Raw genomic sequence first — 23,787 nt, forward strand, 5'->3', positions numbered from 1 at the left:
GCGCCCTATGGTGTCTGGACCGGTTCGCCCGGCACGGCCTCCTGGACCGCATAGCGAACCGGCGAAGCGGAGAGCATCAGCTTGGGCAGCGGCTTGCCCGCCGTGACGAGTGCCTGGTCGATCGGGATTGCGGCTTCGCTTTCGTTGGCGAGGAACGCTTGGACCAGCCGGGTTCCGCTTTCGGGGAGCAAATTGGCAGGGATCGCGGTCGGGGTTCGGCCGATCGCGGTGAGCCAGTGCGGGCGGCCGTCGATCCAACGTGTCGCGGGATGCGCGACCTGAAGGTCGACCAGACCCTTGAAACTGCCGAAGATCAGCGGGCGATCGCCGTCGAACAAGACCACGGGACCGTCCGCTGCACGCGGTGCGGTGAGCGCATCGAGCGCGGCGATGCCGTTGCCGTTCGGCCCGAGTACGGTCTGGTCAATCGTCAACGGATCGATGCCAGTCATTGCCTTGAGCCGAGTTGCGAGCCAGCGCGTCGGTTCGCCGTCGCCCAGCTGTTGCGGGTTTTCTGTGGCGTGGCTGAAACCGACATGCATGAGGATCTTGGAATTCGGATAAGCCTTGAGCGCGCGTTCGACGACATATTCCGCCTGCGCCTGTTCGCGTTTGTCGATGGCCGCATACATGTCCGTCGATCGCTCGTGGGAGGTGGTTTCATACGCCACCGGCCGATAGCCAAGCGCAAGCGATTGGCGGATGAAGTCGGCAAAGACCGGATCGCGCAGGTACAAGCCGGTCTCCCGCTCGGGATAGCCGCGTCGGGCAAGCTCGCGCATCATCTCGGCCGCTTTGGCGTCGGACTTGACGTTGCTTAGCGCCTCCACAGCGAGAACGTCGTACCCGAGCGGGCGCAGCGCGCGGGCGACCTGCAGCGCGAAGGCGCGGTGACGGGGGGCGGCGTGATCCTCGTTGAGGATGACGATGCGAGTGTCCTGCGCGCGCTCGACAATGGCGGCGATCGCGTTGCGAGCGGTGGCGGTCTCGATCCGCGCGATGTCGGGATCTTCGGGCAGGGGCTGAGGCGACGCCGGCGGTGCAGGTTCGCCGGTCAGCAGACCGACTGCCGACGCCCATTGATCATAGGCGAATCCAGGCTTTGGCTCGCTGTTGGAATCATGGGCGAGTGGGCGGAGCAAGGTTTCGGCGTCGAGGTAGCGTCCCTGCAGCATACCGTTCATGGCGCGGCCGATCGCTTCCTGTTCAGCGGGAGTCGGTTCGTCCTGTGCCATCGCGACGGGTGCGAGTAACGCGCAGGCGAGCGCGGCTAGTGACCGTGCGAGACGCGCGCGACGCGGCGTGATGCTTGGCATTATGTGGTTTCTCCCCGCCTTTAGCTTCCAGCGAGGCCATGCTTGGGTCAACCCCAGCCACCGACAAAGGCGATCGGAACCCTGGACCCCGACCTCGGGTCCCATCAAAGTAATACTTTGATGGGTGCCCTGCCGCCGGGGTACGTTTACGTCCCGGGACGAATGGCTTAGGCATTCGCGTTGATGGGTCGAGGGGGGGTTGCGATGCGGATGGTGCTGGGCTTGGCGGGGTTGGTGCTGGCGAATGCGGCCTGGGCGCAGGAAGCTGGGGCGCAGCAGGCCGGGGCGCCGGTCGAGTATGAGCTGTCGTTCGACAATGCCGTGCATCACGAGGCGCGGATTTCGGTCACGTATCGCGACCTTGCCGCGGGGCCGGTGCGGTTGCAGATGTCGCGGTCCTCGCCCGGGCGCTATGCGGTGCACGAGTTCGCCAAGAACGTCTATTCGGTCGAGGCCAAGGACGGGCGGGGCAGGACGCTGCCGCTGACGCGGACCGATCCCTATGGCTGGAGCGTCGCCGGGCACGACGGCACGGTGACGGTCAGCTACACGCTGTTCGGCGATCGCGCCGATGGCACCTATTCGCAGATCGACACCAGCCACGCGCACCTCAACATGCCGGCGACGCTGATGTGGGCGACGGGCTATGACGACCGCGCGGTGCGGGTGCGGTTCAAACCGCTCAAGCCCGACTGGAAGATCGCGACGCAGTTGAAGGCGGAAGGAAACAACCGCTTCTACGCGCCGAACCTGCAATATCTGATGGACAGCCCGACCGAATTGTCGAGCCATATGGTGCGCGAATGGCCGGTCGACGACAGCGGTACCAACCGCATGATCCGATTGGCGGTGCATCATGCCGGTACCGAGGCCGAGGTCGATCGGTTCGCTGGCATGGCCAAGAAGATCGTCGCCGAACAGATCAAGGTGTTCGGAGACGTGCCGGATTACGACTTCGGCACCTATACCTTCCTCGCGGATTATCTGCCCTGGGTGTCGGGCGATGGGATGGAGCATCGCAATTCGACGGTGATCTCGAACAATCGCGGCTTCGCCGAGGCCGATTTCGGGCAGATCAACACGCTGGCGCACGAATATTTCCATTCGTGGAACGTCGAGCGGATCCGCCCGGCCGAGCTCGAGCCGTTCGACTTTACCAAGGCCAATCCGACGCCGTCGCTGTGGCTGGCGGAAGGATTCACCAACTATTACGGGCCGCTGACGACCAAGCGCGCAGGTGTGATGTCGCTCGACCAGTGGCTGGCGGGAACGTCGGGAGCGCTCAACTATGTGCTCAACACGCCGGGGCGCAGATATGGCTCGCCGCAGGAGATGAGCCTGCGCGCGCCGTTCGTCGATGCCGCGGAGTCGATCGATCCGGCGACGGGCAATATCTTCACCTCCTATTATGTCTATGGGCAGGTGATCGGCATGGCGCTCGACCTGCAGTTGCGGCAGCGTTATCCGGGCGTCACGCTCGACGACTATATGCGCGCGCTGTGGCGGGTGCACGGCGTGACCGAGCGGCCGTACGCGCCTTCCGACCTGCGCGACCGGCTGGCTGAGGTGACCAAGGACCGCGCGTTCGCCGACCAGTTCTTCGCCAGCACGATCGAGGGTAACAGCCTGCCCGACTATGCGCCGCTGCTGGCGCAGGCGGGGCTGATCGTACGGGTTGCCGACCCCGCGGCGGGTTGGCTGGGGCCGGTGGCGGTCGAGGAAGGCGCGGGCGGAGTGATGCTGGCGAGCCAAGCCGCGCCGGGGACGCCGATTTATGCGGCGGGGCTGGACGAGGGCGACCGGATCATCAGCGTCGGCGGCACGCCGATCGCGAGCCAGGCGGACTGGGCCACGGCGACGTCGGCTGCGAAGCCGGGGGACCGGATCGAGATCGTGGCGATGCAGCGCGGCGCCGAAAAGCGGGCGCGAGTGACGGTGGCGGCCAATCCAAGGCTGGAAGTGGTGCGCGATCCCCAGGCCACCGCGGCGATGCTGGCGTTTCGCCAGGCGTGGCTGGGGGCGGACGTTGCGGCGGAGGCGGGGGCCGAAGATTGACCCTTGTCTTTGGGCGGAGAGTGATCGAGCTGCCGCGCAGCGTGTCTCGACTATGCGCGACACCAACGGGTTGAGGCAGGCGATGCGGTTTGATCTTATCCGGTGTCACGGGTCGGGGAATGACTTTCCGCTGATCGATGCGCGCGCGCTCGATCTGAGCGATGGCGATTGGGCGCGGATCGCGCGCGTTCTGGCGGATCGTGGTGGTCCAGTCGGGGGCGACGGGCTGCTGCTGCTGACTGCCGGTGACGCCGATCACGCGTTCGGGATGCGGATGTTCAATTCCGATGGGAGCGAGAGCGAAACGTGCCTCAATGGCTTGCGCTGCGTGGCGCGGCTGGGGTTCGAGTTGCTGGGGATCGATGCGGCGCGGGTGCGGTTGAAGGCGAGTTCGGCAGAGGTGGCGCGCAAGGCCCAGATCGCGCCGGGAGTGGTGACGGTCGAGACGCGGGCGGTGGCGTCGATCGATCTGGCGCGGGTCGGCTTGCGGATCGCGGGCGATGCCCTGATCGAAGGCGGCGTGCCGGGGTTGCCGAGCGCGCGCGCGTTCACGGCAGTGGCGATGCCCAATCCGCATCTGGTGAGCTTTGTCGATGCGGTCGATGACGGGGAGCTGTCGGCGATCGGGGAATGGGCGGAGAGTGCGCCCGATATCCTGCCGGGGCGGGGGAATGTCAGCTTCGTCGAGCTGCGGAACGGCGGGCTGTTCGTGCGGACGTTCGAGCGGGGTGTCGGACTGACCGACAGCTGCGGCAGTGCGATGGCGGCGTCGACCTTTGCGGCGGGCCTGACCGGGCGCGCGGCGTTCGGGTGCGAAGTGACGGTGTTCAATCGCGGCGGGATGGTCCGCGCCACGGCTGCGGCACCCGAGGACGGCGCGGTGGTGGCGATCGCGGGCAACGCGACGTTCTTCGAGGATGCCAGCGTCGGGATCGAGGGCGATGCGGTGGCGGAGCGGGTAGTGCACCGCGTGCGGCGAGACGAGATCGCAGCTTGGGACGCAGTACTGGCGGATGTAACCATATAGGCGTTTTACGCTTGACATCGTCACGCTGTTTGGGTACATTACAGGAACGCTGAAGAATTGCGAGTCGGGGCCTTGGTCCGGGCGACAGTGAACGAACGCTGGCGTTCGCGCTGCGCTCGAACCCGTCCCTCGACTTCGCTCGGGACGAACGGGGGTGTTCGGGATGGCTCAGCCTAACGCCAAGCGGGCGCGCGCCAAGGCCAAGTTGCCGTCGATCGCGGTGCGCAAGGCGTGCTTCCTCGAAGTGCTGCGGCAGACCGGGATCGTCAGCCGCGCGGCGCGCGAAGCAGGGGTGCCGAGTTCGACGCTGTACGCGCACCGCGCGCGCAACAAGGGGTTCGCGGCCGACTGGGACGCGGCGATGGCGCAGGCTCTCGACGAGCTCGAGGCGGTGCTGCTCGAGCGGGCGCGGGACGGCACCGAGAAGCCGGTGCTGTTCCAGGGCAAGGTGGTGAGCAGCGTGCGCAGCTATTCCGACGCGCTGGCGATGTTCCTTTTGAAGGCCAAGCGGCCCGAAGTGTACGACCGGATCGGCGGGGGTTCGGGCGCGATGGTGACGGTCAGCGCCTATGAGGTGCTGAGCGAGGAGGATGCGCGCGGCGAGGTGCGCAAGCGGCTCGACCGGCTGGCGGAGCATGAGGACGGCGCATGACATCGCGCGCGGCGCAGGTGGCGCGCGGTCCGGAGCGGGCGGCATTCGAAGGCGGGGTACGCGACTGGAAGGCGGCGCTGTACGACTGGGAATTCTGGGCCGATCCGCGGCAGTTGCCGCCGCCGGGCGACTGGCGGGTGTGGCTGATGCTGGCCGGGCGCGGGTTCGGCAAGACGCGGACCGGGGCGGAATGGGTGCATGGTCTGGCTCGCAATCCGGCGGCGCGGATCGCGCTGGTCGGCGCGACGCAGGGCGATGTCCGCGCGGTGATGATCGAGGGGGAGTCGGGATTGCTGGCCACGGCGCGCGGGCCGGTCAAGTTCGAGGCGACCAAGGGACGGCTGGTATGGCCCAGCGGCGCGCAGGCGTTCGTCCATTCGGGGGAGTGCCCCGATGGCTTGCGCGGGCCGCAGTTCGGCCATGCCTGGTGCGACGAGATCGCCAAATGGGCCTATCCCGAAGCGACCTGGGACAATCTGGCGATGGCACTGCGGCTGGGCGAGCATCCGCGCACGCTGGTGACGACGACGCCGCGGCCGATCGCGCTGCTGCGGACGCTGCGGGCGATGCCGGGAACGGTAACGGTGACCGGGCGGACGGCGGAGAACCGGCTGCTGCCCAAGAGTTTCCTTGCGGCGGTGCACGAAGCCTATGGCGGCACGCGGCTGGGACGGCAGGAGCTGGACGGCGAGCTGATCGACGAGGCGGCCGGCGCGTTGTGGACGCGCGGGCTGCTCGATCAGTGCCGAACGGCTAGTGCCCCGAGCGTGCGGCGGGTGGTGATCGGCGTCGATCCCCCCGCCGGGATCGGGCGCGACGCGTGCGGGATCGTCGCGGTGGCGCTGGGGCGCGATGGCTGCGGCTATGTGCTCGAGGATGCGAGCGTGGTGGGCGCGTCGCCCGAGAACTGGGCGCGCGCGGTGGCGGCGTGCGCGGTGCGCAACGGCGCCGACCGCGTGGTGGCCGAGGCCAACCAGGGCGGCGCGATGGTCAAGAGCGTACTGCAGGCCGCGGATGCGGTGATGCCGGTGGCACTGGTACATGCCAGCCGCGGCAAGGTGGCGCGCGCCGAGCCGGTCGCGGCATTGTACGAGGGCGGCAAGGCGTTCCACGTCGGCGGCTTTCCGGCGCTGGAGGACGAACTGTGCGGGCTGGTGCTGGGGGGCGGCTATGAAGGGCCGGGGCGATCGCCCGACCGCGCCGACGCGCTGGTGTGGGCTATGACCGAGCTGCTGCTGGGGAAGCGGCGGGGGGAGGCGAGCGTGCGGGGGTTGTGAGGGCCGGATGATCGAGGGCGGGGAGCCCTTCACCAACCTCGCCTAGCCGCCGCGCGGCAAGGCTTCATATCCTCTCCCACTGGAGAGGATAGAAACGGGGAAATCTGCAATGAAATGGTTCGGTCGGAAGGCGGGGCGTGCTTTGGCGCGTCCGGGGTTGGCGCGTGGGGTGGCGATCGGGGAGTGGCCTCGCAGCTACGAGGCGCAGGTTCGGGAGGGGTATTGCCTGAATGCCATCGCGCAGCGGGCGGTGCGGATGGTGGCGGAAGGGGTGGGATCGGCGCCGCTGACCGCATCCGATCCGGGGCTGGCCGCGCTGGTGCGGGCGCGGTCGTCGGGGCAGGTGCTGACCGAGACGGTGGCGGCGCATCTGCTGCTGCACGGCAATGCCTATGTCCAGCTGCTCGGGGACGGGCTGGGCGGGGTCGGCGAGCTGTTCGCGCTCAGGCCCGAGCGGGTCGCGGTCGAGGCGGATGCCAATGGCTGGCCGGTGGCGTATCGCTACCGCGTCGCCGAACGCGTCGTGCGGATCGCCGCGGAGGACGAAGGCGGGCGGCCGCAGATCGTCCATCTCAAGGGCTTCCATCCGCTCGACGATCATTATGGGCTGGGCTGCCTGGGCGCGGCGGCTGGCGCGATCGCGATCCACAATGCCGCCGCCAAGTGGAACAAGGCGCTGCTCGACAATGCTGCGCGGCCTTCGGGTGCGCTGGTGCATGAATCGCCGGATGGATCGGTGCTGTCGAGCGACCAGTTCGAGCGGCTGCGCGAGGAGATGGAGGCGGGGTTCGCGGGGGCGGCCAATGCCGGGCGGCCGATGCTGCTCGAAGGTGGGCTCAAGTGGCAGGCGATGAGCCTGACCCCGGCCGACATGGATTTCGTCGGGCTGAAAGCGGCGGCGGCGCGCGAGATCGCGCTGGCGTTCGGTGTGCCGCCGATGCTGCTCGGGCTGCCGGGCGACAACAGCTATGCCAATTATCGTGAGGCCAACCGCGCGGTGTGGCGCCAGACGATCCTGCCGCTGGCCGGGTCGGTACTGGCAAGCCTGGAACAGGCGCTGCGCGGGTGGGACGCAGGCGCGGCGCTGGCGGTCGATGTCGACCGGATAGCGGCGCTGGCCGAGGATCGCGAGCGGCTGTGGGCGCAGGTGAGCGCCGCGGATTTCCTGAGCGATCCCGAGAAGCGGGCGATGCTGGGGGTGGTCGCTACAACCGATACTGCGTCGTCGGCAGGCGGCAGGTAAGCGTCGTGCGGTCGTAGGTGCCGCCGGCTTCGGCGCAGCGGTCGGCCTGGACGATCGGGACCACGAACACCAGCGCGACCAGCGCGGCGAAGAACGCGAGCAGGATGATGCGAAGGCGGCGGCGCATGGTTGCCGGGTAATCGCTGGCGATCGGATTGGGAACACGTGTCCCGACTTCGGCGTGCTGCGCCGAAGTTTATCCCGAGCACGTCGAGGGGCTCGACATGAACGGTCGGAGAAAGGATCCCATCATGGATGCAAGCGTGCTGGCGCAGCTGATGCTGACCGCCGACGACGATGGTGCCGACCTCGCGACGCTGCGCGCGATCGCCGAGGAGGCAGGCGAGCTGGGGGCGGCGCGGGCGCTGGCCCGGTTGGGGCTGGGCGATACCGGCGCCGCCAAGGACATGGCCGAACTGCGCGAGCTGCTGGGAGCGTGGCGCGACGCCAAGCGCTCGGCGGTCAAGGCGGCGGTCGGGTGGATCGTGCGGATGCTGGCAGCTCTGGTGCTGGTCGGCTTGGCGGTGCGGCTGGGGTTTTCGGGATGGGTGAAGTGAGCGCGGTGCGGTTCGCTGGATATGCCGCCGTGTTCGATGTCGCCGATCGCGGGGGCGATGTCGTGCGGCGTGGCGGGGTTCGGTGGGCGGACGAGGTGCCGCTGCTGTGGCAGCATTCGGGGCCGCCGGTCGGGATCATCGAGCATCTCGAGGCCGACACGCGTGGGGTGCGGGTGATCGGGCGAGTGATCGAGGCGCGCGCAGCGACGCTGGTCGCTTGCGGGGCGATCACGGGATTGTCGTTCGGATACCGCGCCCGGGCGGTCGAGCAGGGAACATTTCGTGAACTTCTCATCCTCGATCTGATCGAGGTGAGTCTGGTCGCGCAGCCGATGCAGCGGCTGGCGCGGATACATCGGGTCGAAGCAACGGGAGAAAGTGCATGAGCGACGTGACGGACAGCCTGGCGGGCAGCTTTGCCGGGATCGAGAAAAGCGGCGTGGTCGCGAGCCGGCCGATGCTGGCGGGCGCGACAAGTGCGAGCGGGGGCGCATTCGGCGGGTTCCTGCGGTCAGGTGCAGGCGTGCTCGAATTGAAGGCGATGTCGGGCGTGAGCGGCGCCGATGGCGGCTATGCGGTGCCGCGCGAGATCGATGCGGTGATCGACAGCGTGCTCAAGGCGACGAGCCCGATCCGCGGCATCGCCAATGTCGTGCAGGTGGGCAGCGCTGGCTATCGCAAGCTGGTCGCAGCGGGGGGTACGCCGTCGGGCTGGTCGGCGGAAACCGCGGCACGGCCGGAGACGGCGACGCCGACCTTTTACGAGATCGCGCCGCCGATGGGCGAGCTGTACGCCAATCCGGCGGCGAGCCAGGCGATGCTCGACGATGCCGGGTTCGATGTCGAGGGCTGGCTGGCGAACGAGATCGCCATGGAGTTCGCCAAGGCCGAGGGGGCGGCGTTCGTCGGCGGCAACGGCACCAACCGGCCCAAGGGGTTCCTGACCTATCCGACCGGGACCGCGGGCGACGCGACGCGGGCGTTCGGGACGATCCAGTATCTGGCGAGCGGGGCGGCGGGCGATTTCGCCGCCAATCCGCAGGAGCGGCTGATCGACCTGGTCCACAGCCTGAAGGGACCGTATCGCCAGGGCGCGAGCTGGGTAATGAACGCGTCGACGCTGGCGCGCATCCGCAAGATGAAGACCAGCGACGGCGCGTTCGTGTGGACGCCGGGAATTGCTTCGGGCCAGCCCGACACGCTGCTGGGCTATCCGGTGGTCGAGGCCGAGGACATGCCCGACATCGCCGCGAACAGCCTGTCGATCGCGTTCGGCAATTTCAAGGCGGGGTATCTGGTCGCCGAGCGCGCCGAGACCGCGATCCTGCGCGATCCCTATTCGAACAAGCCGTTCGTCCATTTCTACGCGACCAAGCGCGTCGGCGGGGCGGTGACCAATTCGGAAGCGATCAAGCTGATGAAGTTCGCGGCGGCGTGATCCGGTGGGGGGCGGGGCCGGCAGCGGTCCCGCCCCCATGCTTTTTGAACAACGGGAGACGATCATGGCAGATGCCTTTTTTAACCAGGCCGACCAGGTGTCGGCCCCGGCGACGCGTGCGGTGGCGATAGTGCCGCACGATACCGCCGCGCTGGCCGACATTCCCAAGGCGCTGTACGTGGGCAGCGGCGGCACGCTGGTATTGCGCGCGAGCGGCAGCACCGGGGATGCGAGCTTTCGCAACGTCGCATCGGGCAGCGTGCTGCCGGTGCGCGCGAGCCATGTTCGGGCCACCGGCACGACCGCGGCCGACATCGTGGCGCTGGGCTGATGGCGGCGATCGCCGTCGGCATCCCGATCGGGCGGCGCAATGCGCGGGCGGGGTTCGACTTTACCGGACCCGCGCTGCCGCCCGGCGCGGTGCTGACGCGGGCCAGCGCAGCGACCTGCGTGACGGCACAGGGGTTGCTGGCGACGCTGCCGCCCGATGCACCGCGTTTCGACCATGATCCGGCCAGCGGACGGCGGCGCGGATTGCTGATCGAGGATGCGGCGACCAACATCGTGATCGGCAGCAGCGCGTTTGCGGCGGCGCCGTGGATCGCCGACAGCCTTTCGTTGGCGTCCGGCGCTCCGGCCCCCGACGGCAGCGCGTCGGCAACGCTCGCCACCGACGCCAGCGAGACGGCGTACGGAGTCATGTCGCAGAATTTCGCGGCACGGGCACAGCCATCGGTCGCGTCGCTGTTCGTGCGCAAGGATGCAGTCGCGGCGAGCGTGCGATCGCTGCTGCTGCGGCTGCGGCTGCCGCAGCACGATCTGAAGCTCGATACGGCAAGCGGAGCGCTGGTCGCCAGTGGGCCAAGCGCGGGCGTCATCGATCATGGCGCATACTGGCGGGCGTGGGTCAGCGCCGACGCCGGGGTGTCGAGCGTGTGGTGCTACATCGCCGTCGCGCAGGGCGTGCTTGGCGCGGGCAACAGCCCGACCGTGACAGGAAGCGCGACGATCTGGGGAATGCAGGTCGAGAACGGCGTCCGGCCGACCAGCGCGATCGCCACCGAAAGCGCCGCGGCGACGCGCGCGCGCGACCGGCTGACGCTCGACTGGTCGCGCTGGGGGATCGTCGATGCGGCGATGCCCGTCCGATACGTTTTCGACGACGGGTCGAGCGAGGTCCGCACGGCGACCGTCGCAGCCGGGCTGAGCGAGGCACCGAACGACCTGGGGCGGGCGCATATCGCGCGCATCGAGCGCGCCTGACGGCGCTCGCAGATCGACGCGCGCGCCTGAACGGCGCTCGGAGGACAACAAGCGCCAGAGCGGCGCGGGCAGGCAACAGGGAGATCGACATGCAGCAGGGACCTGGCGCAGTGGCGCCGGGCGGCGGCGACCGCGTGGCTGCGATCGCCGCCGCCAAGACATGGGCGCGGATCGAGGGAGAGGGCGAGACTGCGCTGCTCGGCACGATGGTCGATGCCGCCTATGCGCTGGCCGAGGCGTTTACCGGGCAGGTGCTGATCGCGCGCGAGATCGTCGTGGTGCGACCGGCAAGTCCGTGGTGGGGCGCGATCGGGGTGGCGCCGGTGACCGGCGTGGCGCGGGTCCGAGGGGTGCCCGCGGACGGCGCCGCGTTCGACCTGCCGGTCGAGGGCTATGCCATCGATATCGACGCAGAGGGTGACGCCTGGTTGCGGGTGACGCAGCCCGGTGCGGGCGGCCGCGTCGAGGTGACGCTCACCGCCGGGATTGCGGCGGACTGGGCAAGCTTGCCGCCGCCGATCGCACAGGGAATCGTCCATCTGGCGGCCGACCGCTTCATGGCGCGCGACCGCGACTTGCCGCCGCCTGCGGCAGTCGCAGCCTTGTGGCGGCCGTTCCGGCGGATGCGGCTTTCCAGCCGGCGTAGGGCTTCGGCGTGATGGAGCGGCTGATGCAGCGCGGCGAGCAGCGGGCCGAGGCAGCGGCGGAGCGGCTGCGCATGCGGGTGGCGCAGCTGCTGCGCGATCGATTGCCCGGCGCGGCGGTGACGATCGAACGCGGCGGGATCGCCATCGAGGGGCGTGCGATCGAGGCACGGCGCGATGCCGATCCGGCGCTGCGCTGGATCGCAGGAGAGTTGCGATGAGCGTGCATGAAGCGCTGACGGCGGCGCTGGTCGCGACATTGCGCGGCGATCCGGCTTGCGAAGGTGTCGGGGTGTTCGACGCGCCGCCGGTGCGCGCCAGCCCGCCCTTCGTCGAGGTGACGCCGCCCATCCTGGCCGACTGGGGCGCCAAGGACCGGCGCGGCGTCGAGGCGCGGCTGCTGATCCGGATCGAGGATGCGGGCGAGCGGCCGGTGCGAGTGCGCACGCTGGCCGACGCGGTCGGCGGCGTGGTCGCGGCCGGCGTGGCGGTACCGGGCTGGGAAAGCGGCACAGCGGTGCTGGCGCGCAGCCGGATCGCGAGACGCGGCGATGCCAAGGGCGATGGGCGCTGGATCGCGACAATCGAGTTCCGGATGCGGTTGCTGGAGTCGGTTTGAGAATGCGCTGCGTGCGCATTCCGCCGCACCAGCCCGCTCCCCCACCCGGCCACCCATCGGAATACCGTGTGGCCGGTCGGGTGGGGAGCGGGCCGGTGCGGCACTATCAACCAAAAGGAGAGTCATCATGGCGGTGGAGAAGGGGAGCGCGTTCCTGCTCAAGGTCGGGAACGGAGCGCAGCCGGTGGCCTATGCGACCGTCGCCGGGCTGCGCACGACGCAGGTGTCGATCGGCGGCGAGGCGGTGGCGATCACGTCGAAGGATTCGGGCGGCTGGCGCGAATTGCTGTCGGGCGCGGGCGTGCGCTCGGTGAGCGTGTCGGCGGCGGGGATCTTCACCGGGTCGGCGGCGGAGACGCGCATCAAGGCGTCGGCACTGGCCGGGGCGATCGACGACTATCGGCTGAGCTTCGAAAGCGGCGAGACGCTGACCGGACGCTTCCTGGTGACGCGGCTCGACTATGCCGGGGACTATAATGGCGAGCGCAACTACACGGTCAGCCTGGAGAGTTCCGGGCCGGTGGTGGCGGCGTGAGCCGGGCGGCCAACCCGGCGCGCGGCGAGGCTGAATTGCGGGTCGGCGGAATTGCACTGGTATTGCGGCCGTCGTTCGAGGCGCTGGTCGCGGCCGAGCAGGAGCTGGGGCCTTTGTTCGCGCTGGTCGAGCGTGCGGCGGAAGGGCGGCTGGCGCTGGGCGAGATGGTGGCGCTGTTGTGGCACTGTGTCCGCGACATTCCCGAGGGGATGACGCGCGCGCGGTTCGGCGAGGCGGTGGTGGCGGGCGGCCTTGCGGCGGCGACGCCGGTGCTGCGCGCCGTGCTGCGACAGATCCTGAGCGGGCGGTGACGTTTGCCGGTGCGGCCGCCCGGCTCGCCGGGATGGCGGGAGTGGCGTTCGGGTGGTCGCCCGATGCGTTCTGGCAGGCGACGCCGGACGAGCTGGCCGCACTGGTGCGCGGCTTGGCGGGCGACGCGCCTGCGCCGCCGGACCGCGGCGACCTTGCGAGACTGATGGAGGCGTTTCCCGATGGAGGATGAAGTCGAGCGGCTGGTAATCGGCGTGCGCGCCGACACCGCCGCGTTCGCGCGCGACGTCGCCGAGATGCGCACCAGCCTGGAAGGACCGTTCGCGGCCGGGGCGGGGCGCGCGGGCGACGCGATCGAGCGGTCGCTGCTGCGCGCGGTGCGCAGCGGCAAGCTGGGGTTCGAGGATCTGCGTCGCACCGCGCTGGCGGTGATGGGCGACATCGCGTCGAACGCGGTGGCCGGCGGGGTCGGCGCGATCGTCGGCGGCAGCGGGCGCAGCGGCGTCGGCGGCCTGCTGAGCGGCTTGCTGTCGGCGCTGTCGGGCGCGCCGGGGCGGGCGACGGGTGGTCCGGTCAGCCCCGGGCGGCCTTATTGGGTCGGCGAGCGCGGGCCCGAGCTGTTCGTGCCGACATCGGCGGGGCAGGTGCAGGCGGCAAGCGGCGGCGGGCGCGATGTGCGCGTGGCGATCACGGTGCGCAGCGACGGCGGCACGGGCGCTCCCGAAGCGCTGGCGCGGTCGAGCCGACAGGTGGCGCGCGCGGTCAAGGCGGCGCTGGTCGGGGTGGAGTGAGCGGAAGGGGGAAGCGCGTGGGGCACGCCCCCTCCACCACCGACCTGCGGTCGGCGGTCCCCGGCATCAGGTCGATCAGGCTCCCAGCCTGATCTTGGATTGCCGAGGGCAATCCACCCTGATGCTCCATGCCTGGGAGGATATATGGGTTTCTGGCTTTGCGACCGGCGGAGCGTGCAGACGACGAGCGTGATCTCGCGCTTCGATCCGCGCTTCTGGACGGTCAATTTTCCGCGGCCGATGATGGCGAGCGTCGTCACCACCGCGCACGACGCGCTGAGGGTCGATTGCACCTTCTATCGATTGCGCGACCTGGCCGGGCTGATCTGGGAAGCGGAGGATCGCTACGACCATCCGCTGCTCAAGTACGAGACCGATCGCGATTTCCGGGGATGCCGCCTGCGCTTTCGCTGGCGCAGCGAAGGGGTGCAGCCGCTCGATGCCATCGACGGCCCGACGTTGACGATCGAGGGGCGCGATGCCGACGGCACGGCGAAAGCCTGGTATGTGCGGCTGTGGAACTATGCCGAAGGCACGCCCGAAAATGCCGAGATCGCAATCGATTTCGACGATCTGGTCGGCGGCTTCCTGCTGCCGGAGGAAGCCGATCCGGTGTTCGCCGGCGATGTCGACCGGATGTTCATCTCGATCGTGCCGCCGGGATATTCGGAGGAAGGACTGCACCTCGACGCGCCGATCGAGGCGAGCGTCGCGATCACCGGCCTGGCGTGCGAAGGACCGCAATCGGTGCTGGCGATCGGCGATGCGATCGTTCCCGAGCACGGGCTGTCGATCGCGAGCGGCTATGACGACAGCTATAACCTGACGCCCGCGCGCCTGCTGCGCAACGCGCTGCAGCTGGGGTATCGCGGGGCGATCAACCATTATGTCGGGATGAGCCATTATTTCCGGCTCGAACGGGTCGACGACCGGTTCTACGTCAGCCTTGCAGGAGGCACGCTCAATGCGCCGTGCGCGGCATGGCACCGCGATTTCGCCGAGCGTGCGCGGGCGCTGGGCTATGGCATCATCTGGTCGCTGAGCTACGAACTGTTCGACCTGCATTGCTGGGGCGACTGGAAGCAGCGCGCATGGGACGGGTCGCCTGCGCTGACCGGGTGGGAGCCGCCCTCGACATTGCTGTCGCCCGCGCATGCCGGGGCGATGGGGTATCTGCACGCCGTGGCGCAGGCGTTCGTCGCGATCGGGCAAGGCGCGGAGCTGCCGATCCGGTTCCAGATCGGCGAACCGTGGTGGTGGGTGACGCCGCAAGGGGTGCCGTGCCTGTACGATGACGCGGCCAGGGTAGCGTTCGGCGGCGATCCGACGGTGATGACGTCGATCCGTGGGAGCAAGAACCAGGCCGAGCGCGACCTGCTCGACGCGGCGGGGGCGCTGCTGGCGCAATCGACCGCGGCGCTGGGGGATGCGGTGCGGGCGCAGGCGCCGGGAGCCGAGCTGCTTCTGCTCGCCTATCTGCCGACCGTGCTCGATGCCGAAGCGCCGGAGGCGATGCGCGCCAACCTGCCGCTGGGCTGGGCCAGGCCCGCGTTCGATGTGCTGCAGCTGGAGGACTATGACTGGGCAGCGACGGGTAATGTCGGCGCCAGCCGCCGCGGCGTCGCGCTCGCCGAGGCGCGGCTGGGCTATCCGGCGGCCGAGCAGCACTATCTGGCCGGATTCGTGCTGCGCCCCGACCAGTCCGACCAGTGGCGCGCGATCGATGCGGCTGCCGAGGTCGGGCGCAGGCGCGGCGTGGCAGCGACCTTCGTGTGGGCGCTGCCGCAGGTGCTGCGCGACGGATATGTCCATTTCGACGAGGAGGAACCGGTGGAGGGTTTTGACGACGTGCGCTTTCCGATTGCGCTGGGGCGCGCGGCGGAAGTCAGCCCCGAGACCGGCAGCACGATCCTGACCAGCGCGTCGGGGCACGAGCAGCGCAACGCCAGCTGGGCCGGCGCGCGGACGCGGTACGATGTCGGGCCGGGAGTGCGATCACACGCGGATATCGCCGCTCTGCTTGGCTTCTTTCGCGCGCGGATGGGGCCGGTGCGCGGGTTCCGGTTGCAGGATCCATTCGACCATAGCTCGCGGGGCGATGGCGCGCCGCCGTCGCCGTTCGACCAGGCGATCGGCGAGGGCGATGGGCAGACGCTGCGCTTTGCGCTGGTCAAGAACTATGGCGCGGTGGCGCGGCGCATCACGCGGCCGGTGGCGGGAAGCGTGCGCATTGCGATCGGCGGTGACGAGACAGCCGGTTTCACGCTGGACGCAGGCGGCTGGATCGACCTCGACACCGCGCCCGAACCGGGGGCGATCGTCACCGCCGGCTTCGCGTTCGACGTACCGGTGCGGTTCGCCGAGGAGCGGCTGAACGTGAGCGGCGCGACGTTCCAGGCGGGCGAGGCGGCGAGCGTGCCGCTGATCGAGATCCGCGAGGATTGAGGCGGCTGCCCCCGAGCAACAGGCTCGCGTCCAGCTGAGAAACGCCCGGTAGCGCCCAGTTCGCGTTTCTCGACTTCGCTCGAAACGAACGGATCTCTCTTTGAAAATCAGGAGTATGTGATGCACGACATCACGACCCGCGCCTTTGCGTGGCGCGTCGAGCGGCGCGACGGGGTGGCGTTCGGGCTGACCAGTCACGACCGCGACCTGTGGCTGGACGGCATGGTCTATCGCGCCAATCCGGGGATGACGCCGTCGGCGATCGAGCGCAGCGACGGGCTGGATGCCGACAGCATGGACGTGACCGGGGCGCTCGACCATCCCGCAATCGTCGAGGCGGACCTGCTGGCGGGGCGCTGGGACGGAGCGCGGGTGGCGCTGTTCGCAGTCGATTGGACCGGGACGCAGCCGCCGATCGCGCTGGGCGAAGGGACGATCGGCGCGATCGAGACGCGCGCGGGCGGCTTCACCGCCGAACTGCGCGGGGCAAGTGCTCGCTTCGACGCGGCGGTAGTCGAGGAAACGTCGCCCGAATGCCGCGCCGAGCTGGGCGATCGGCGCTGCCGCGTGGCGATGGCGGCGCGGCGGCGCTTTGCGGTGGTAATGGCGGCGGAGGGCGCGGTGCTGACGCTCGATCGGTCTGAGCCGAGCGCCAATGGCTATGGCGGCGGCCTGCTGCGCTGGGTTTCGGGTCGCAATAGCGGACTGGAGGATGCGATCGCGCAGTCCGATGGGCCCGACGTGACGCTGCGCGCACCGCCGTGCTTTGCCGCCGAGGGGGCCAGGGTCGAGCTGATCGAGGGGTGCGACAAGTCGCTCGCGACCTGCCGGGGCCGGTTCGGCAACGCCGCGAATTTTCGCGGCGAACCGTTCCTGCCGGGGATCGACCTGCTGACGCGATATCCGGGGGCATGACCATGAAGAAGCGCACGGTGGAAGTGCCGCCGCGTTCGGCGCGCGTGGCGGCGGCGGCGCGCGCGCTGGTCGGGGTGCCGTTCCGGTTGCACGGGCGCGACCCCGCGACCGGGCTGGACTGCATCGGTGTGGCGGCGCTGGCCGTGCGCGGCGGGGGCAGCGACGCACCGGTGCCGGTTCCGACCGGCTACGCGCTGCGCTCTGGCGATGTCGGGCGCATGCTCAAGGGACTGGCGGCGGCGGGGCTCGAGCCGGTCGGCGACAATGTTCCCGGCACGGTAGCGCTGGTGTTGCCCGGGCCGCGGCAATTGCACCTGGCGGTGCTGACCGACGCCGGTTTCGTCCATGCCGACGGCCGCGCCAAGCGCGTCGTCGAGCGGCCGGGGGCTCTGCCATGGCTGGTGCTGGGACGCTGGCGCCTGCGCGAAGGGGAGGAATGACATGGCGACGCAGGTATTGACCGCGGTCGGCGGGATCGTCGGCGGCCCGGTCGGCGCGGCGATCGGCGGGCTGATCGGGCAGAGCGTCGATCGGGGGGTGCTGTTCGCGCCGCCCGCACGGCAGGGGCCGCGGCTCACCGAATTGGCGGTGCAGACCTCGTCCTACGGCACGCCGATCCCGAAGCTGTTCGGGACGATGCGCGTCGCAGGCACGGTGATCTGGTCGACCGACCTGATCGAGACCGAAACCGAGGACGAGGGCGGCAAGGGCGCGCCGGACAGCGTGCGCTACAGCTATTCGGTATCGTTCGCCGTGCTGCTCTCGGCACGGGCGATCCGCGGGGTCGGGCGGATCTGGGCCGACGGCAAGCTTCTGCGCGGCGCGGCGGGAGATTTCAAGAGCGCGTGCAGCTTTCGGCTGCATAACGGCGGCGAGGACCAGCCACCCGACCCGCTGATCGCCGCGGCGCACGGGATCGGCGCGGTACCGGCGCAGCGCGGCTGTGCCTATGCGGTGTTCGAGGATCTGGCGCTGGCCGACTATGCCAACCGCATTCCGTCGCTGACCTTCGAAGTCGAGGCGGACACGGGCGCGATCGACGCCGGCGCGATCGTCGCCGAGTTGTCGGGCGGCGCGGTGGGTAGCCAAGGCGCGGTGCTGCCGCTCGGCGGATTTTCCGCGCATGGCGGTTCGCAGCGCGCGGTATTCGAGGCGCTGGCCGAAGCGAGCGGCGGCTGGTTCGCGCCGGAGGCGGCGGGGTTGGTGCTGTGCGCCGGCGAGGGGGCAAGCCGCGACGTCGGCGATGCCGGGATTGGCGGCGCGCATGCGGTGCGCGCTCGGGCGATCGAGCCAGCCGACCGCGCGCCGCGGATCGTCACGGTGCGCCATTACGACGCCGCGCGCGATTATCAGGCAGGGGTGCAGCGGGCGACGCGCCCGGGTGCCGGATCGCGCAGCGAGGCGATCGACCTGCCCGCCGTGGTATCTGCCAGCGCGGCCAAGGCTATCGCCGAGGCGACGATGGCGCGTGCCGATCGCGATCGCGAGCGACGCACGCTGCTGCCCGGAAACGCGGCGCTGGACGTGCGTCCGGGCGATCGGGTGACGATCGCGGGGGAGGAGGGGCAATGGCGGGTGCGCCGCTTCGCGCTGGAGACGATGGCAGTGACGCTGGAGCTGTCGCGGCTGACCCGCGCGCCGAGCGCAGCGGCGGCAGCGGCATCGGGCAGCTTCGTCGCGCCGCGCGATGCGGTCCACGGTCCGACCCGCATCGAGGCGTTCGAATTGGCACCGGTTGGAACCGAAGCCGCGAGCGCCCCGACGATCGCGATCGCGGCGGCGGGGGAAGGGCAAGGCTGGCGACGGGCGGCGCTGATCCTGAGCAGCGATTCGGGCGCGAGCTGGCAAGCGATCGGCGCGACGCGCGGTGCCGCCGTGATCGGCACGGTATTGGCGCCGCCGGGTGCGGCATCGGCGATGATCGAGGATCACGTCCATGCGATCGAGGTCGAGCTGGCGCATCCCGGGATGCAGCTTGCCGGCGCCGACGCGGTGCGGATCGACCAGGGCGCCAATCTGGCGCTGGTCGGGCGCGAGCTGATCCAGTTCGGCACGGTCGAGGCGATGACGCCGACGCGATGGCGGCTGACGCGGTTGTGGCGCGGGCGGCGCGGGAGCGAGCGCGAGATCGCGGCGCATGCCGCGGGCGAGCGCTTCGTGCTGATCGAACCGCAGCGTGTGCTGACGCTGCCGGTCTCCACTGCTGCGATCGGGCAGCAACTGCGCGTGGCGGCCAGCGGCATCGGCGACGGCGTCGGCGCGGCCGAGGCGATCGTGGCGATCGATGGTCGATCCCTGCTGCCGCTGGCGCCGGTCCATCCCTCGATCGAGCGCCATGGGGACGGATCGGCGACGCTGCGCTGGGTACGGCGCAGCCGGATCGGATGGCGCTGGAGCGATGGCGTCGATGCGCCGATCGGCGAAGAGCGCGAACGCTATCGCATTGCCGTGACCGTGCCGGGATCGCCGGCAGCGGAGATCGACACCGAAGCGCCGCAGCTGACGCTCGATCCGCAACAGGCTGCGGCGCAGACGCTGGTCGCGCTGCGCCAGGTCGGCACGCACGGCCCGTCCCCTGCCAATATGTTCGCGCTCGGAGCGCTATCGGGAGATCAAGGATGAGCGAGACCACCAGCCGCTGGGCGTTGCCGCTGCTGCACGCGGGCCAGGCGCAGAAAGAGACGACGCACAACGAAGCGCTGATGCGGATCGACATGATGCTGCACGCCAGCGTCGAAGCGATCGGCGTACTCGCGCCACCTGCCGAGGTGGAGCCCGGACAGAGCTGGATCGTGGGCGACGGCACAACCGGAGCGTGGGGCGGTCGCGACGGGCAGCTGGCGACCTGGACCGAGGGTGGCTGGCGCTATGTTGCGCCGCAGCAGGGGATGCGCGTCTGGTCGCGCGCGGACGGGGTGTGGGCCGACCGTATCGATGGCGGCTGGACGATCGGCATCGTCACTGCCGGCGCGATCCGGATCGCGGGACAACAGGTCGTAGGCGCACGATCGGCAAGCGTACCGATCCCCGATGGCGGCGCCGTTATCGACGCGGAAGCGCGCGCCGCGATCGCCGGAATCATCGACCGCCTGGCGTCGCACGGACTGGTGGAAAGCGGCTGATCTGTGCCCTTGAGGCAACAGTCCTGCAATTTGTTTCGCTTGCGCGGAAACCAACGACGAAGTAGTGAGTTTGCGCTGTCCGTAGTGACAACGAAGAAAGGGGACTATGATGCGGAAGCTTGCCGTTGCAATGGCACTTGCCTCCACCGCGCTCGCCACTCCCGCCCTCGCCCGCGACAATGCGTGGTATGTGGGCGTCGAAGGCGGCGCGATGATCGTCGAAGACATCGATTTCAAGCTCGATGGCACCGAAACTGTCGTTAATTCGACGGACTCCAACTATGGCTGGGATGTCGATGGCATCGCCGGTTACGACTTCGGCGCGTTCCGCGTCGAGGCGGAAGTCGGCTATCGCCGCGCAACCGTCGACGAGCATCGCACCACGGTCGCGCTCGGCGGCATTCCTGCCGGCGTCTATGACGATCGCGCATTCGGCAAGGCATCGGCGCTCAGCTTCATGCTGAACGGTCTGCTCGATTTCGGCGCCGACGACGGCGTTCAGGGCTTTGTTGGCGGTGGCGCCGGTGTGGCCCGCGTGAAGTACGACGAATACGGCATCTCGCCGGTCGTTCTGATCGACGACAGCGACACGGTTTTCGCTTGGCAGGCGATTGCGGGTATCCGCGCTCCGCTCAGCGAAAATGTGGACGTCTCGCTCAAGTATCGCTTCTTCAATGCCGACGACGTCAAGGTCGTGGCAGCGACGGGCGACCTGCTCGAGTCGCGGTTCCGGTCGCACAGCCTTCTGGGTGGCCTGATCTTCAACTTCGGTGCGCCGACGCCTCCGCCGCCGCCACCACCGCCGCCTCCTCCTCCGCCTCCCCCGCCGCCTCCGCCGCCTCCGCCGCCGGAAGTGGTTTGCACTCCTGGACCGTATATCGTGTTCTTCGAGTGGGATAAGTCGGACATCACGCCTGAGGCAGCCGGCATTCTCGACAACGCGGTTTCGGCCTATCAGAGCTGCGGTAACGCGCAGGTCATGCTGGCTGGTCACGCCGACAAGTCGGGCCCTGCGGACTACAACGTCGGTCTGTCGCAGCGCCGTGCAGATGCCACCCGTGGCTATCTGTCGTCGCGTGGCATCCCAGACGGCGTCATCTCGTCGGAAGCGTTCGGCGAAGGCCGTCCGCGCGTCGACACTGCCGATGGCGTCCGCGAACTCCAGAACCGCCGCGTGGAAATCACGTACGGTCCTGGCGCCGGAATGTAATCTACCCGAATATCGGGACAGCGTATTCGAGGGGGTCGGGCAACCGGCCCCCTCTTGTATTTGTAGCGACTGCGTATGGGTGCCGCGAGCACCCGGCCGCGGCGGTACGTTAGGGACCGAGGTCGGGTCGTCACCTTGCCACGATCGGTTCGATGCAAGCGTGCAGAGGCTCGCCCCGCTGGCCGTCTGGCCGCGACATGCAGGCGTTCGTCAAAGCGGCAGGGTTTGCGCCGGCGATTGCGTCGCCCTGCCAAGCGAAGCTCTTACGCGGCGTTCGAAATGCCGCACTCGTGGAGCCGTTAGTCGATCAGCGCGGCGCGCATCCAATCCGCAACGATCGCATCGTCCAGCGCGTCGATACGGCGCAGCTCTACCATCATGCCAAGTTCGGGATAGCGAATCCGGGTTCGCGCGCCTGCGTCGCCGATCGGCGCGACGACCAAGCGACGGTTTACCTTGGCGCGGTGATGCATGCGGGCGGTGTTTTCCTGTCCGACATAGCAGCCTTTGGCGAAGCTGACGCCGTTCAGCTCGCGCGCATTGGCTTCCAGCCACAGCGTTTCGCCGGAGCCCAGTTCGGCGATCCCCTCGGTGACGCCGCGCGACAGCCGGTTCGCCCGCCATGCCGCGGACGCATCCTCGCCGTCGCCGTCGCCGAGCCAGCGATTGCCCAACTCGGCGAGGCGCGGATCGGGCACGCCGCGGGCCGGATCGCGCGACCAGTGGACGCCGCCGGCGACGCGCTCGATGGTGACCGGGCGCCGCAACCGGTAGAGTGCGAGGCGCCGTACCAACGCGTCGGCCTGATCCGCTTCGCAATCGATGAGCAATGCTTGGCCGCCGTCCCTTTCGTCGTCCCACAGCACGAAGTCGAACAGCGCTTTGCCTTGCGGTGTCATCAGACCTGCCCATCGCGGGCTGCCGGGCCGCACGGCGACGACGTCCTGCGTCAGCAGCCCTTGCAGGAAATCGCGCGCTTCGGGGCCGGCCACGCGGATCAGGGCGCGGTCCGCGAGCCAGGTGCTGGTTTCGGTCATCCTGAGAAGGTAGGGGGTAGCTGGAACCAGCGAAAGAGGCGGCGATGAACGGCGATACCTTGTTGACCGGGGGGACGGTCCACCTTCCCGGCGGAACGGCGGAAGTCGATGTGCTGATCGAGAATGGCCGGATCGCGGCGATTGGCGGCACGCACGATGCCGCCGAGACGATCGAATGCACCGGACTCGACATCCTGCCGGGCGTGATCGACAGCCAGGTCCATTTCCGCGAGCCCGGGCTCGAGCATAAGGAAGACCTCGAGAGCGGCAGCCGTGCCGCGGTGCTCGGCGGTGTGACCGGGGTGTTCGAAATGCCGAACACCAATCCCAACACCGACAGCGAAGCCGCGATCGCCGACAAGCTGTCGCGGGCCAAGGGGCGGATGTGGTGCGACCACGCCTTTTATGTCGGCGCGACTGCCGCCAATGCGCACGAACTAGGTAGGCTCGAGCGGTTGCCGGGGACGGCGGGGGTCAAGATCTTCATGGGGTCGTCGACCGGTAACCTGCTGGTCGACAAGGACGATGCGCTGCTGGCGGTGCTGGCGTCGGGCACGCGCCGCGTGGCGATCCATGCCGAGGACGAGGATCGGATGAACGCGCGCGCCGCGACGCACCGGATCGACGGCGACGCCGCGTCGCACCCGGTGTGGCGCGACGACGAAAGTGCGATGATCGCGACCAAGCGCATTCTGGGGCTGGCGCGAACGGCGCGGCGGCGCATTCATGTGCTGCACGTCTCGACTCCTGCCGAACTGGCGCTGCTCGCCGCGCACAAGGACATCGCGACATGCGAAGTGACGCCGCAGCACCTGACACTGGCCGGGGAGGACGCTTATCCGCGGCTGGGAAGCCATGCGCAGATGAACCCGCCGATCCGGTCGGGCGCGCACCGCGACGGGTTGTGGCACTGGCTGGGGCAGGGCGTTCCCGACGTGATCGGTTCGGACCATGCGCCGCATACGCTGGGCGAGAAGGCGAAGCGCTATCCGGCGTCGCCGAGCGGCATGCCCGGCGTGCAGACGCTCCTGCCGCTGCTGCTCGATCATGTCGCGGCCGGGCGGCTGACGATCGCAAGGCTGATCGACCTGACGAGCGCGGGGGCGCAGCGCATCTTCGGGATCGTCGGCAAGGGGCGGATCGCGATCGGTTATGACGCCGACTTTTCCATCGTCGATCGCCAGCGGCGCTGGACGGTGACCAGCGACTGGCTCGCCTCGCGCAGCGGCTGGTCGCCGTTCGAAGGGATGGCGCTGACCGGCAAGCCGATCGGCACGATCATCCGCGGCAAGCGGGTGATGTGGGAGGACGAATTGGCCGAAGCCGCGACCGGCGAGCCGATCCGGTTCGAAGCGACGGAGTTTCGCTGAC

General features: G+C 69.4%; 27 protein-coding genes. 24 read left to right on the forward strand and 3 right to left on the reverse strand.

The genetic code is table 11. From position 1 onward, the window contains the following. Positions 1-5: 5 nt before the first annotated feature. Entirely contained in the window at positions 6-1,235 is a 1,230-nt protein-coding gene (locus FHY50_RS12950) for a hypothetical protein (RefSeq protein ID WP_140231337.1), read from the reverse strand. Positions 1,236-1,520: 285 nt separating this feature from the next. On the opposite strand from FHY50_RS12950, the gene FHY50_RS12955 reads away from it, so the two are divergent. From FHY50_RS12955 to FHY50_RS12975, 5 genes are all read left to right on the forward strand, one after another. Then, on the forward strand, positions 1,521-3,371 hold the full coding sequence (locus tag FHY50_RS12955; protein WP_140231338.1) for a M61 family metallopeptidase: 1,851 nt from the start codon (positions 1,521-1,523) through the stop codon (positions 3,369-3,371). A gap of 82 nt (positions 3,372-3,453) precedes the next feature. Next, positions 3,454-4,398 carry a diaminopimelate epimerase gene (gene dapF / locus FHY50_RS12960; RefSeq protein WP_140231339.1) on the forward strand — a complete coding sequence of 315 codons (945 nt, stop codon included), beginning with the start codon at positions 3,454-3,456 and terminating at the stop codon, positions 4,396-4,398. 163 nt (positions 4,399-4,561) lie between these two features. After that, positions 4,562-5,050 (forward strand): hypothetical protein, encoded by a 489-nt coding sequence (locus tag FHY50_RS12965; protein ID WP_140231340.1) that lies wholly within the window; start codon positions 4,562-4,564, stop codon positions 5,048-5,050. Continuing rightward, positions 5,047-6,327, forward strand: a complete 1,281-nt coding sequence (locus tag FHY50_RS12970; RefSeq protein WP_140231341.1) for a DNA-packaging protein — start codon at positions 5,047-5,049, stop codon at positions 6,325-6,327. Before FHY50_RS12965 ends, FHY50_RS12970 begins: the two co-directional genes overlap by 4 nt. A gap of 109 nt (positions 6,328-6,436) precedes the next feature. After that, complete coding sequence (locus tag FHY50_RS12975; RefSeq protein ID WP_140231342.1) at positions 6,437-7,570, forward strand: phage portal protein; 1,134 nt, start codon at positions 6,437-6,439, stop codon at positions 7,568-7,570. Here FHY50_RS12975 and FHY50_RS14260 read toward each other — a convergent pair. Beyond that, positions 7,533-7,697 (reverse strand): hypothetical protein, encoded by a 165-nt coding sequence (locus FHY50_RS14260; protein ID WP_166745446.1) that lies wholly within the window; start codon positions 7,695-7,697, stop codon positions 7,533-7,535. The two genes, FHY50_RS12975 and FHY50_RS14260, sit on opposite strands and share 38 nt — an antisense overlap. Before the next feature lie 124 nt (positions 7,698-7,821). Between FHY50_RS14260 and FHY50_RS12980 the strand changes: the two genes are divergently transcribed. The 18 genes from FHY50_RS12980 to FHY50_RS13065 all read left to right on the forward strand — a co-directional run bounded on the left by FHY50_RS12980 (position 7,822) and on the right by FHY50_RS13065 (position 21,379). Next, positions 7,822-8,127 carry a DUF6127 family protein gene (locus FHY50_RS12980; RefSeq protein WP_180345155.1) on the forward strand — a complete coding sequence of 102 codons (306 nt, stop codon included), beginning with the start codon at positions 7,822-7,824 and terminating at the stop codon, positions 8,125-8,127. Continuing rightward, complete coding sequence (locus FHY50_RS12985) at positions 8,115-8,513, forward strand: HK97 family phage prohead protease (protein ID WP_140231343.1); 399 nt, start codon at positions 8,115-8,117, stop codon at positions 8,511-8,513. The genes FHY50_RS12980 and FHY50_RS12985 overlap by 13 nt, the downstream gene beginning before the upstream one ends. Then, positions 8,510-9,565, forward strand: a complete 1,056-nt coding sequence (locus tag FHY50_RS12990) for a phage major capsid protein (RefSeq protein WP_140231344.1) — start codon at positions 8,510-8,512, stop codon at positions 9,563-9,565. The genes FHY50_RS12985 and FHY50_RS12990 overlap by 4 nt, the downstream gene beginning before the upstream one ends. 64 nt (positions 9,566-9,629) lie before the next feature. Next, on the forward strand, positions 9,630-9,896 hold the full coding sequence (locus FHY50_RS12995; RefSeq protein WP_140231345.1) for a spike base protein, RCAP_Rcc01079 family: 267 nt from the start codon (positions 9,630-9,632) through the stop codon (positions 9,894-9,896). Then, positions 9,896-10,828, forward strand: coding sequence for a phage head spike fiber domain-containing protein (locus FHY50_RS13000; RefSeq protein WP_140231346.1), 933 nt, complete (start codon positions 9,896-9,898; stop codon positions 10,826-10,828). Before FHY50_RS12995 ends, FHY50_RS13000 begins: the two co-directional genes overlap by 1 nt. Positions 10,829-10,917: 89 nt before the next feature. Beyond that, positions 10,918-11,487, forward strand: coding sequence for a head-tail connector protein (locus FHY50_RS13005; RefSeq protein WP_140231347.1), 570 nt, complete (start codon positions 10,918-10,920; stop codon positions 11,485-11,487). A gap of 11 nt (positions 11,488-11,498) precedes the next feature. Further along, the gene (locus tag FHY50_RS13010; RefSeq protein WP_244935371.1) at positions 11,499-11,693 is read left to right on the forward strand and encodes a hypothetical protein; all 195 of its coding nucleotides are present in this window, start codon (positions 11,499-11,501) and stop codon (positions 11,691-11,693) included. Further along, complete coding sequence (locus FHY50_RS13015; RefSeq protein WP_140231349.1) at positions 11,690-12,091, forward strand: tail completion protein gp17; 402 nt, start codon at positions 11,690-11,692, stop codon at positions 12,089-12,091. The genes FHY50_RS13010 and FHY50_RS13015 overlap by 4 nt, the downstream gene beginning before the upstream one ends. Before the next feature lie 127 nt (positions 12,092-12,218). Then, positions 12,219-12,626, forward strand: coding sequence for a phage major tail protein, TP901-1 family (locus tag FHY50_RS13020; RefSeq protein WP_140231350.1), 408 nt, complete (start codon positions 12,219-12,221; stop codon positions 12,624-12,626). Next, on the forward strand, positions 12,623-12,937 hold the full coding sequence (locus FHY50_RS13025) for a gene transfer agent family protein (RefSeq protein ID WP_140231351.1): 315 nt from the start codon (positions 12,623-12,625) through the stop codon (positions 12,935-12,937). Before FHY50_RS13020 ends, FHY50_RS13025 begins: the two co-directional genes overlap by 4 nt. Next, the gene (locus FHY50_RS13030; protein ID WP_244935372.1) at positions 12,934-13,128 is read left to right on the forward strand and encodes a phage tail assembly chaperone; all 195 of its coding nucleotides are present in this window, start codon (positions 12,934-12,936) and stop codon (positions 13,126-13,128) included. The genes FHY50_RS13025 and FHY50_RS13030 overlap by 4 nt, the downstream gene beginning before the upstream one ends. Then, positions 13,118-13,687, forward strand: a complete 570-nt coding sequence (locus FHY50_RS13035) for a tail tape measure protein (RefSeq protein ID WP_140231352.1) — start codon at positions 13,118-13,120, stop codon at positions 13,685-13,687. Before FHY50_RS13030 ends, FHY50_RS13035 begins: the two co-directional genes overlap by 11 nt. Before the next feature lie 144 nt (positions 13,688-13,831). Further along, entirely contained in the window at positions 13,832-16,132 is a 2,301-nt protein-coding gene (locus FHY50_RS13040) for a DUF2460 domain-containing protein (protein WP_140231353.1), read from the forward strand. Between the two features lie 120 nt (positions 16,133-16,252). Then, positions 16,253-17,047 (forward strand): DUF2163 domain-containing protein, encoded by a 795-nt coding sequence (locus tag FHY50_RS13045; RefSeq protein WP_140231354.1) that lies wholly within the window; start codon positions 16,253-16,255, stop codon positions 17,045-17,047. Between the two features lie 2 nt (positions 17,048-17,049). Beyond that, positions 17,050-17,487, forward strand: a complete 438-nt coding sequence (locus tag FHY50_RS13050) for a peptidoglycan endopeptidase (protein ID WP_140231355.1) — start codon at positions 17,050-17,052, stop codon at positions 17,485-17,487. Position 17,488: 1 nt separating this feature from the next. Next, positions 17,489-19,669 (forward strand): GTA baseplate fiber-binding domain-containing protein, encoded by a 2,181-nt coding sequence (locus tag FHY50_RS13055; protein ID WP_140231356.1) that lies wholly within the window; start codon positions 17,489-17,491, stop codon positions 19,667-19,669. Continuing rightward, positions 19,666-20,169, forward strand: a complete 504-nt coding sequence (locus tag FHY50_RS13060) for a DUF2793 domain-containing protein (protein WP_140231357.1) — start codon at positions 19,666-19,668, stop codon at positions 20,167-20,169. Before FHY50_RS13055 ends, FHY50_RS13060 begins: the two co-directional genes overlap by 4 nt. Before the next feature lie 109 nt (positions 20,170-20,278). Next, positions 20,279-21,379, forward strand: a complete 1,101-nt coding sequence (locus FHY50_RS13065; protein ID WP_140231358.1) for an OmpA family protein — start codon at positions 20,279-20,281, stop codon at positions 21,377-21,379. A gap of 299 nt (positions 21,380-21,678) precedes the next feature. On the opposite strand, the gene ygfZ is transcribed toward FHY50_RS13065, so the two are convergent. Then, positions 21,679-22,416 carry a CAF17-like 4Fe-4S cluster assembly/insertion protein YgfZ gene (gene ygfZ, locus FHY50_RS13070; protein WP_140231359.1) on the reverse strand — a complete coding sequence of 246 codons (738 nt, stop codon included), beginning with the start codon at positions 22,414-22,416 and terminating at the stop codon, positions 21,679-21,681. 44 nt (positions 22,417-22,460) lie between these two features. On the opposite strand from ygfZ, the gene FHY50_RS13075 reads away from it, so the two are divergent. Next, on the forward strand, positions 22,461-23,786 hold the full coding sequence (locus FHY50_RS13075; protein ID WP_140231360.1) for a dihydroorotase: 1,326 nt from the start codon (positions 22,461-22,463) through the stop codon (positions 23,784-23,786). Position 23,787 lies beyond the last annotated feature (1 nt).

The organism is Sphingomonas japonica (assembly GCF_006346325.1).
Lineage (GTDB): Bacteria > Pseudomonadota > Alphaproteobacteria > Sphingomonadales > Sphingomonadaceae > Sphingomonas > Sphingomonas japonica.

Excerpts from the sequence above, each read along its gene's own strand:
- FHY50_RS12950 (WP_140231337.1), bottom strand. The coding sequence starts at position 1,235 with ATGGCACAGGACGAACCGACTCCCGCTGAACAGGAAGCGATCGGCCGC.
- FHY50_RS12955 (WP_140231338.1), top strand. The coding sequence starts at position 1,521 with ATGCGGATGGTGCTGGGCTTGGCGGGGTTGGTGCTGGCGAATGCGGCC.
- dapF (WP_140231339.1), top strand. The coding sequence starts at position 3,454 with ATGCGGTTTGATCTTATCCGGTGTCACGGGTCGGGGAATGACTTTCCG.
- FHY50_RS12965 (WP_140231340.1), top strand. The coding sequence starts at position 4,562 with ATGGCTCAGCCTAACGCCAAGCGGGCGCGCGCCAAGGCCAAGTTGCCG.
- FHY50_RS12970 (WP_140231341.1), top strand. The coding sequence starts at position 5,047 with ATGACATCGCGCGCGGCGCAGGTGGCGCGCGGTCCGGAGCGGGCGGCA.
- FHY50_RS12975 (WP_140231342.1), top strand. The coding sequence starts at position 6,437 with ATGAAATGGTTCGGTCGGAAGGCGGGGCGTGCTTTGGCGCGTCCGGGG.
- FHY50_RS14260 (WP_166745446.1), bottom strand. The coding sequence starts at position 7,697 with ATGCGCCGCCGCCTTCGCATCATCCTGCTCGCGTTCTTCGCCGCGCTG.
- FHY50_RS12980 (WP_180345155.1), top strand. The coding sequence starts at position 7,822 with ATGGATGCAAGCGTGCTGGCGCAGCTGATGCTGACCGCCGACGACGAT.
- FHY50_RS12985 (WP_140231343.1), top strand. The coding sequence starts at position 8,115 with ATGGGTGAAGTGAGCGCGGTGCGGTTCGCTGGATATGCCGCCGTGTTC.
- FHY50_RS12990 (WP_140231344.1), top strand. The coding sequence starts at position 8,510 with ATGAGCGACGTGACGGACAGCCTGGCGGGCAGCTTTGCCGGGATCGAG.
- FHY50_RS12995 (WP_140231345.1), top strand. The coding sequence starts at position 9,630 with ATGGCAGATGCCTTTTTTAACCAGGCCGACCAGGTGTCGGCCCCGGCG.
- FHY50_RS13000 (WP_140231346.1), top strand. The coding sequence starts at position 9,896 with ATGGCGGCGATCGCCGTCGGCATCCCGATCGGGCGGCGCAATGCGCGG.
- FHY50_RS13005 (WP_140231347.1), top strand. The coding sequence starts at position 10,918 with ATGCAGCAGGGACCTGGCGCAGTGGCGCCGGGCGGCGGCGACCGCGTG.
- FHY50_RS13010 (WP_244935371.1), top strand. The coding sequence starts at position 11,499 with ATGCAGCGCGGCGAGCAGCGGGCCGAGGCAGCGGCGGAGCGGCTGCGC.
- FHY50_RS13015 (WP_140231349.1), top strand. The coding sequence starts at position 11,690 with ATGAGCGTGCATGAAGCGCTGACGGCGGCGCTGGTCGCGACATTGCGC.
- FHY50_RS13020 (WP_140231350.1), top strand. The coding sequence starts at position 12,219 with ATGGCGGTGGAGAAGGGGAGCGCGTTCCTGCTCAAGGTCGGGAACGGA.
- FHY50_RS13035 (WP_140231352.1), top strand. The coding sequence starts at position 13,118 with ATGGAGGATGAAGTCGAGCGGCTGGTAATCGGCGTGCGCGCCGACACC.
- FHY50_RS13040 (WP_140231353.1), top strand. The coding sequence starts at position 13,832 with ATGGGTTTCTGGCTTTGCGACCGGCGGAGCGTGCAGACGACGAGCGTG.
- FHY50_RS13045 (WP_140231354.1), top strand. The coding sequence starts at position 16,253 with ATGCACGACATCACGACCCGCGCCTTTGCGTGGCGCGTCGAGCGGCGC.
- FHY50_RS13050 (WP_140231355.1), top strand. The coding sequence starts at position 17,050 with ATGAAGAAGCGCACGGTGGAAGTGCCGCCGCGTTCGGCGCGCGTGGCG.
- FHY50_RS13055 (WP_140231356.1), top strand. The coding sequence starts at position 17,489 with ATGGCGACGCAGGTATTGACCGCGGTCGGCGGGATCGTCGGCGGCCCG.
- FHY50_RS13060 (WP_140231357.1), top strand. The coding sequence starts at position 19,666 with ATGAGCGAGACCACCAGCCGCTGGGCGTTGCCGCTGCTGCACGCGGGC.
- FHY50_RS13065 (WP_140231358.1), top strand. The coding sequence starts at position 20,279 with ATGCGGAAGCTTGCCGTTGCAATGGCACTTGCCTCCACCGCGCTCGCC.
- ygfZ (WP_140231359.1), bottom strand. The coding sequence starts at position 22,416 with ATGACCGAAACCAGCACCTGGCTCGCGGACCGCGCCCTGATCCGCGTG.
- FHY50_RS13075 (WP_140231360.1), top strand. The coding sequence starts at position 22,461 with ATGAACGGCGATACCTTGTTGACCGGGGGGACGGTCCACCTTCCCGGC.